Below are 7,457 nucleotides of genomic sequence, written 5' to 3' on the forward strand. Positions count from 1 at the left end.
TAAGCCATGGACGTACTCACCGACAACTTCTCCCTCTACGGCAAGGGCTTCCTCGGCACCGTCGAACTCACCGTCTACTCCTCCCTCCTCGCCCTCGCCCTCGGCTTCGTCATGGCCTCCTTCCGCGTCGCGCCCGTCGGCTCGCTGCGGGCGCTGGGCACCGTCTGGGTCACGGTGCTGCGCAACACCCCGCTGACCCTGCTGTTCTTCGCGGTCCTGCTCGGCCTGCCGCGCTTCGGGCTCGTCCTGCCGTTCCAGCTCTTCGCGGTGATCGCGCTCGGCTGCTACACCTCGGCGTTCATCTGCGAGGCACTGCGCTCCGGCATCAACACCGTGCCGCTGGGGCAGGGCGAGGCGGCCCGCAGCCTCGGCATGACGTTCAGCCAGACCCTCGGCGCCGTCGTGCTGCCGCAGGCCTTCCGCACCGTCATCCCGCCGATCGGCTCCACCCTCATCGCGCTCGCGAAGAACTCGGCGATCGCCGGCGCGTTCAGCGTCACCGAACTGCTCGGCACGTACAAGACCCTCAACGAGCTGGGTTACAGCATCATCTGGACGTTCATCTGGATCGCCGTCGGCTACCTGATCATCACCCTGACCATCAGCGCGCTCTTCAACGCGCTGGAGAAGTACTGGGGAGTCGCCCGATGACCGCCGCCTCCACCGCCCTCTACGACGTCCCCGGTCCCGCCACCCGCAAGCGGCACTTCCTGTACGGCGTGGTGTCGGCCCTGTTCATCGCCGCGCTGGCCGGCTGGGTGGTGTACCTGCTGTTCGACACCGACCAGTTCACCGCCGCCAAGTGGAACCCCTTCGCGTACGAGGGGATCCAGGAACTGCTGCTGCGCGGACTCGGCAACACCCTCAGGGCCTTCGCGTACGCCGCGGTGCTCTCGCTCGCACTCGGCGCGCTCCTCGCGACCGGCAGGCTCTCCGAGCACCGTCCGCTGCGCTGGCTGGCGACGCTGCTGGTCGAGTTCTTCCGCGCCATGCCCGTACTGGTGATGATCTTCTTCATCTTCGTGGCGCTGAAGGTCCAGCCGCTGCCCGCTCTGGTGGCCGGACTGACGTTGTACAACGGCTCGGTGCTCGCCGAGGTGTTCCGTACGGGGGTCAACTCCGTGGAAAGGGGGCAACGGGAGGCGGCGTACTCACTCGGCATGCGCAAGACGCAGGTCATGACGTACGTCCTGGTGCCGCAGGGGGTCCGGGCGATGATGCCGACCATCATCAGCCAGCTGGTGGTCGCTCTCAAGGACACCTCGCTCGGCTTCCTGATCACCTATGAGGAGTTCCTCCACGCCGGCAAACTCATCGCATCGAATCTCGACTACGATTTGCCGTTCATCCCCGTGGTGATGGTGATCTCGCCGATCTACATCGGGATGTGCATGCTGCTCTCCTGGTTCGCCCAGTGGGTGGCCAAGCGGGAGAAGCGCAGTCCCAAGACCGAAGCGGTGGACGTCGGCCCGGCCGAGCCGGGGGCGCTGCTGCCGGGCGTTCGTTAGTTCAAGGGGCACACGCCCGCCCGGCAGCAGCCGGAGATCACTTGTCGCGCAGCGGGACCGACACGTACGACGGGTCGGACTCGGGCGACGAGAAGGTCAGCTGCGAGCCGGACGGGTTGTGCTCGATGTAGAGCGGGTCGACGGTGTCGATCACCAGGGCCAGCCGGTGGCCCGCCGGGACGTCGTAGGCGGTGGAGAACAGCTCCAGGTCGACGGTGAACGGCTTGCCGGGCGTTTGGCCGTGGAAGGTGTACGGCGCGTTGCTGACCAGCTTGCCGAGGCCGAGCGGGCCCACGTCGTAGAGGTAGGCGACGAGGGTGCCGCTCTCCTTGGTGCTGGAGAGCGTCGTGTGGACCTTGGCGGTGCCGCGGACGCGCTGGGCGTCGGCGTACCGCTCCGACTCCCAGACCGAGGCGTACGTACGCGGCAGCAGGGGTATGGACGCGACCGGCGGCAGCTTCAGGAACTGGTCGAGGGCGTTGGACAGCAGAACGATCCCGCCGTTGGCGCCGGAGTCGACGTTCGCGCGGATGGTCCTGCTGCCCCCCATGGCGATCTTCCGCTGGTCGGCGCCGACCGACTTCCAGTCGGGGTAGCCCTCGTACGCGCCGGTGGAGCGGGGTTTCAGCTGGACCGGCTGTTCGCGGTCGATGCCGTTGGCCGCGCCGTTCAGGTGGTGGTCGAACCAGCGCTGGGCATTGGTCCAGACGTCGTTCGGGAGCCCGAGCAGGCCGGTGGCCTCGGCGGTGGCGTGGTCGCCGGGGCGCAGTTCCAGGCGCTTGGGGCCGGTGAGCTTCTCGTAGAACCCGGCGTACTGGTTGGGCGGGAAGACGGTGTCGCCCCAGGCGTTGCCCAGCATGACCGCCGGGCCGTTCCTGTTGATCTGATCGAGGTAGGTGGCGGGGGAGCGCTTCTTCCCCCACTCGATCATGTCCTGCTCCTTGGCCAGGTTGGAGCCGAGGAAGTCCTCCATCGTCTGCTGGAGTTCGGGGCTCGGGCGGCCGGTGAGGTAGCCGGCGCCGGTGAGCAGCGCGGCGGCCTGGAGGTGCTGCGTACGGCCGGAGTAGATCGAGTCGATGAGGTCGGCCCAGCCGCTCAGCGCGACGACCGCCTTGATCCGCTTGTCGTGTCCGGCGGCGAGGAGGCTGATCCCGGCGCCGTACGAGACACCCGCCATGCCGACCTTCCCGGGGTCGGCCGGGGTGTGGGCGAGCGCCCAGTCGATCACCTTGGAGGCGTCGGCGACGTCCGGCGGTCCCGCGACCTCGATGGTGCCGCCGGACTGCCAGAAGCCGCGCGAGTTGTAGCTGACGACCACATAGCCGGAGTCGGCGAGCTTTTTCGCCTGGGCGGCGTACTCGATCTGCGGCATGGCCCAGCTGGTCGGCAGCACGATCACGGGGTAGGTGCGGCTGCCGTCGGCGCCGGCCGGGGTGAAGACGTTGGCCTTGAGCACGGTGCCGCCGTCGCCGGGGATGTCGACGAACCGTACGCCCGGGAGAGCTGAGGACGCCGCCGCGGGCTGCGCGGGGGCGGCAGCGGCCGGGGCGGCGGGCGTCAGGCCGGTGGCGGTCCCGGCGAGCAGTACGGCGGCGGTGGCGGCACCGGCCGTAGTGGCGCGCAGAGACGTGTGGGGGTGTCTCACGGGTCACTCCTCACGTGTGTCAGTGGAAAAGTGACCCGACGGTAACGTCCGGTGCTTACCGCTGGTAACCACTCGGTGCGTCACGTGGCGGTAACGATTGTTGTACGGGGTGTCAGCAGCGTCCGCGGCGCGGACGGCGGCCGCCCGGAGCGGTGGTCCGGAGCGGCCGTCCGGTGCGTCAGCGCAGGGCGCTCAGGTTCTGCCAGTCCGCCCAGGAGGTGTTCCACTCGCCGTAGCCGTTGTTGAGCGCGACCGTGCCCTTGGCGTCGTTGCCCGTCATCTCGAACGGGTCGCCGACCTGGACCTGGTCGTAGACCCACGACGCGTCGTCGTCGCTCATCCCGATGCAGCCCGAGCTCTTGTTGGCCTTGCCGAAGTGGGCGGTGTTCCAGGGCGCGGCGTGCGCGTACATCCCGGACCAGGTGAGGCGCATCGAGGAGTCGACCATCTTGTCGTAGGCGTCGCCCAGGCCCACGGTCTCGGAGCGCATGTTGATCGTGCCCTCCTTGGCCATCAGCACGGCGGTCCCGCGCCAGGACGCCTTGTCGCCGCCGGGGGTGCCGGCCGACATCGGCACGTCCTTGACCAGCTGCCCGTCGCGCATCAGCCGGAGGCGGTGGTTGTCGAGGTCCACCTTGACGACCTGGTCCCTGCCGACGGTGAAGTCCGTGGCGTAGTCGCGTACGAACCAGCGGCCGGCCCCCGAGTCGACACCGCCCAGGTCCGCCTTCAGGGAGACCTTCGTGCCCGGCTTCCAGTAGTCCTTCGGGCGCCAGTCGACGCGGTCCTTGCCGGAGTAGTCCCGCATCCAGCCCCAGGAGCCCTCGGTGTTGTTCGAGGTGCTGACCTCGAGGTGCTTCTCGACGGCGGCCTTGTTCTTGACCGGGTGGTCGAAGACGACCGACAGCGGCTGGGCGATGCCGACCGTGGTGTCGTGGCCGGGGGCCAGGTTGAGCGTGTTGGCCTTGCCGGAGGGGACCGTGGCGAAACCGGACTTCGCGCTGCCGCCGCTCTCCGTCTCGGCCTCGACGGTGTAGCCGGTGCCGGGGGCGGTCTTGTGGCCGGACGTCCAGGACCTCCCGTCCGAGGACACCTCTCCGTCGAGCTTTCCGCCCTTGGAGTCACTCACCGTGACGTCCTTCAGCCTGTCGCCGGCGACCTTCACCCGCACCGGCTCGCCCGCCCCGGCGTGCTCGCCCCGGAGGTTCACCGAGACGTCGGCGGGCCTTTCCGGCCGGTCGGCCACGTCTGCCTGAGCGGCCCCGCCGCCGGAGCAGGCGGTGAGCGCGACGGTGAGCACCGCCGTACCGACCAGCAGATCGCGCTTGCGGTGGGGGGTGCGGGCGTGGGGGTGCGTGCGGCTCAAGCTGCTCAACGGAAAACCTTCCGGTGCGATGTCTGTCGTCCCGAACAGCCGATTGAACAGGGAGTGGACGTACGAATGGCGGAAATTTAGCCCAATTCGTCTGTGACAAATGCCGCAGAAGGAGCGACGGCTATCCGGCGGCCCCGCGAGAAGCGCGTGGAACCGGGGCCGGGGACGGGTCCTGGTCCGGGAGCGGGGTCCGGGCGGCGCGGGTCACATCGGCGATGACTTCCACCACATCCGGTCCGTACGCCTGGGAATTGATCACCTTCAGCAGCAGGCAGAAGGAGCTGTTGCCGTGGGCGCGGGCCAGCTTCTCGTGGTTGCGGGCGAGGTAGCGGGTCGCGGCCTGGTTGGTGATCGCGCGCTGCCCGCAGAAGAGGAACACCGGCCTCGCCTCCTGGCCGCCGGTCAGGCGCGCCAGCAGGACGTACTCGGTCGTCCCGGGGTCCATGGGGTAGTGCTCGCCGCCGATCCGGAAGGCGCCCCGCTCCGGTCCCGGCTCGGCGTCGGTGTTGACCCGGACACCCGGGAGCATGGAACGCAGGTGGGCGGCCATGCGGCGGTTCGATCCGGGGCCGCCGAGACAGAATTCCGTGTGCTCGCCGAAGCCCTGTCGCGCGACGTCGTGGGAGAGGATCTGCGCGTGCGCCCCGCAGCCCTTGATCAGGGCGGCGAGCTCCAGGAGCGCGAAGACGTCGTACCGGTGCACCGCGCCGTCGCCGCCCGCCTCACGGTTCACCACGAGCAGCGACTCGGAGTTCCCCGGCAGTCCGAGGAACGCCTGCCGGCGACGCAGCTTGCGCCGCCACAGATACGTACGGGTGAGCCAGCCGATCGAAGCGCTGATCCCGGCCGCGATCACGCCCAGCACGATGTTGCGTACGTCGTCGGTCATGGGGCGGCATGCTAGCGGCCCGACGCACCGGTGTTCGAGGGGTCCTGACGGGGCGGGCACGGTGAAGTTACGCTGCGCGGACACGTGTTGACTGGAGGTACGCATGCGCCGTTCCACGGTACGAGTGCTGTCGTTCTGGGCCGTCGCCGCGGCGGTGGTGTCGGCGGGCGCGACCGCGCCGCCCGCCGCCGCCCCCACGGCATCACCGCCGGCCCCCGCCAAGACGCCGGTCGCCGTCGGGCACGGGGGAGCGGTCGCCAGTGTCGACGCGGACGCCTCCGCCGCCGGGATCGAGGTCCTGAAGCGGGGCGGCAACGCGGTGGACGCGGCGGTCGCCACGGCGGCGGCGCTCGGCGTCACCGAGCCGTACTCGGCGGGCATCGGCGGCGGTGGCTACTTCGTCTACTACGACGCCAAGTCCCGCACCGTACGCACGGTCGACGGGCGCGAGACCGCGCCGCTGAGCGCCGACGAGTCCCTCTTCCTGGAGAACGGCAAGCCCATCCCGTTCGACCAGGTGATGACGAGCGGGCGCAGCGTCGGCACGCCCGGCACCCCGGCCACCTGGGACACGGTGCTCGACCAGTGGGGCAGCAAGCCGCTGCGCACGCTGCTCGCCCCCGCCGAGAAGCTCGCGCGCGACGGCTTCACCGTCGACGCCACCTTCCGCTCCCAGACCGAGGCGAACGAGGCGCGGTTCAGGGACTTCCCGGACACGGCGGAGCTGTTCCTGCCGGGCGGGAAGCTGCCGGTGGTGGGGTCCCGCTTCAAGAACCCCGACCTCGCGCGCACGTACGAGAAGCTGGCCCGCGGCGGTGTCGGCGAGCTGTACCGCGGCGACATCGCCCGCGACATCGTGCGTACGGTCCGCAAGCCCCCGGTCGACCCGGAGGCGACCAGGGTGGTGCGGGCGGGCGACCTGACGGCGAAGGACCTGCGCACGTACGGCACGCTCGGCCAGAAGCCGACGAAGATCTCCTACCGCGGGCTCGACGTGTACGGCATGGCGCCGTCCTCGTCGGGCGGTACGAGCGTCGGCGAGGCCCTCAACATCCTCGAGCGCACCGACCTGAGGCCCGGGGCCACCACGCAGGCGCAGTACCTGCACCGCTTCATCGAGGCGAGCCGGATCGCGTTCGCGGACCGGGGGCGGTGGGTCGGCGACCCGGCCTTCGAGGACGTCCCCGTGAAGGGCCTGCTGTCCCAGCGGTTCGCCGACTCGCGGGAGTGCCTCATCAGGGACGACGCGGTGCTGAAGAGCCCGCTCGCGCCGGGCGATCCGCGCAGGCCCAAGGGGTGCGGTGCGGCGGGGACGGCGGCCCCGACGACGTACGAGGGCGAGAACACGACGCACCTGACGGCGGCCGACAAGTGGGGCAACGTCGTCGCGTACACCCTCACCATCGAGTCGACGGGCGGCAGCGGCATCACCGTCCCCGGCCGGGGCTTCATCCTCAACAACGAGCTGACGGACTTCTCCTTCGCGCCCGCCAACCCGGCGGTCCACGACCCGAACCTGCCGGGCCCCGGGAAGCGCCCGCGCTCGTCGATGGCCCCGACGATCGTGCTGGAGGACGGCCGCCCGCTGCTCGCGCTGGGCTCCCCGGGCGGCGCGACCATCATCGCGACGGTGCTCCAGACCCTGACCGGCCACCTGGACCGCGGACTGCCGCTGGTCGAGGCGATCGCGGCGCCGCGCGCGAGCCAGCGCAACGCCGCGACGACGGAGATCGAACCCGGTTTGTGGAACAGCCCGTTGCGGGCCGAACTCGAATCCATCGGCCACGCCTTCAAGAGGAACCCGGAGATCGGCGCGGCGACGGGCGTCCAGCGGCTGCCGGACGGACGGTGGCTCGCGGCGGCGGAGAAGGTGCGGCGGGGCGGCGGCTCGGCGATGGTGGTGGCGCCGAGCGGCAGGCCGTAGCGCCGGCGTGAGCCGCTGCGGGGCTCCGCCCCCGGACCCCGGACGGCGCCGGGCGTACGCCGTGCGGATCGCCCGGTCCAGCACGTTCGGCAGCTGCTCCGGCACGGTCACCGTCT

6 protein-coding genes are annotated in these 7,457 nt (G+C 70.5%); 3 read left to right on the forward strand and 3 right to left on the reverse strand.

Annotated elements, in window-relative coordinates:
* Positions 1 to 6: 6 nt before the first annotated feature.
* Both ACWD0Y_RS23315 and ACWD0Y_RS23320 read left to right on the forward strand, forming a co-directional pair.
* On the forward strand, positions 7 to 651 hold the full coding sequence (locus ACWD0Y_RS23315; protein WP_450262251.1) for an amino acid ABC transporter permease: 645 nt from the start codon (positions 7 to 9) through the stop codon (positions 649 to 651).
* Positions 648 to 1,508, forward strand: a complete 861-nt coding sequence (locus ACWD0Y_RS23320) for an amino acid ABC transporter permease (protein WP_450262252.1) — start codon at positions 648 to 650, stop codon at positions 1,506 to 1,508. The genes ACWD0Y_RS23315 and ACWD0Y_RS23320 overlap by 4 nt, the downstream gene beginning before the upstream one ends.
* Before the next feature lie 37 nt (positions 1,509 to 1,545).
* On the opposite strand, the gene ACWD0Y_RS23325 is transcribed toward ACWD0Y_RS23320, so the two are convergent.
* The 3 genes from ACWD0Y_RS23325 to ACWD0Y_RS23335 form a co-directional block, all read right to left on the reverse strand.
* Positions 1,546 to 3,153, reverse strand: coding sequence for a CocE/NonD family hydrolase (locus ACWD0Y_RS23325; protein WP_450262253.1), 1,608 nt, complete (start codon positions 3,151 to 3,153; stop codon positions 1,546 to 1,548).
* A 178-nt stretch (positions 3,154 to 3,331) separates the two neighbouring features.
* Entirely contained in the window at positions 3,332 to 4,519 is a 1,188-nt protein-coding gene (locus ACWD0Y_RS23330; protein WP_450262257.1) for an Ig-like domain-containing protein, read from the reverse strand.
* A gap of 130 nt (positions 4,520 to 4,649) precedes the next feature.
* Positions 4,650 to 5,417 (reverse strand): hypothetical protein, encoded by a 768-nt coding sequence (locus tag ACWD0Y_RS23335; RefSeq protein ID WP_450262254.1) that lies wholly within the window; start codon positions 5,415 to 5,417, stop codon positions 4,650 to 4,652.
* Between the two features lie 103 nt (positions 5,418 to 5,520).
* Between ACWD0Y_RS23335 and ggt the strand changes: the two genes are divergently transcribed.
* Positions 5,521 to 7,341 carry a gamma-glutamyltransferase gene (ggt, locus tag ACWD0Y_RS23340; protein WP_450262255.1) on the forward strand — a complete coding sequence of 607 codons (1,821 nt, stop codon included), beginning with the start codon at positions 5,521 to 5,523 and terminating at the stop codon, positions 7,339 to 7,341.
* The last annotated feature ends 116 nt before the right edge of the window (positions 7,342 to 7,457 follow it).

The sequence above is a fragment of the Streptomyces altiplanensis genome (genome assembly GCF_053591575.1).

Excerpts from the sequence above, each read along its gene's own strand:
- ggt (WP_450262255.1), top strand. The coding sequence starts at position 5,521 with ATGCGCCGTTCCACGGTACGAGTGCTGTCGTTCTGGGCCGTCGCCGCG.
- ACWD0Y_RS23335 (WP_450262254.1), bottom strand. The coding sequence starts at position 5,417 with ATGACCGACGACGTACGCAACATCGTGCTGGGCGTGATCGCGGCCGGG.
- ACWD0Y_RS23315 (WP_450262251.1), top strand. The coding sequence starts at position 7 with ATGGACGTACTCACCGACAACTTCTCCCTCTACGGCAAGGGCTTCCTC.
- ACWD0Y_RS23320 (WP_450262252.1), top strand. The coding sequence starts at position 648 with ATGACCGCCGCCTCCACCGCCCTCTACGACGTCCCCGGTCCCGCCACC.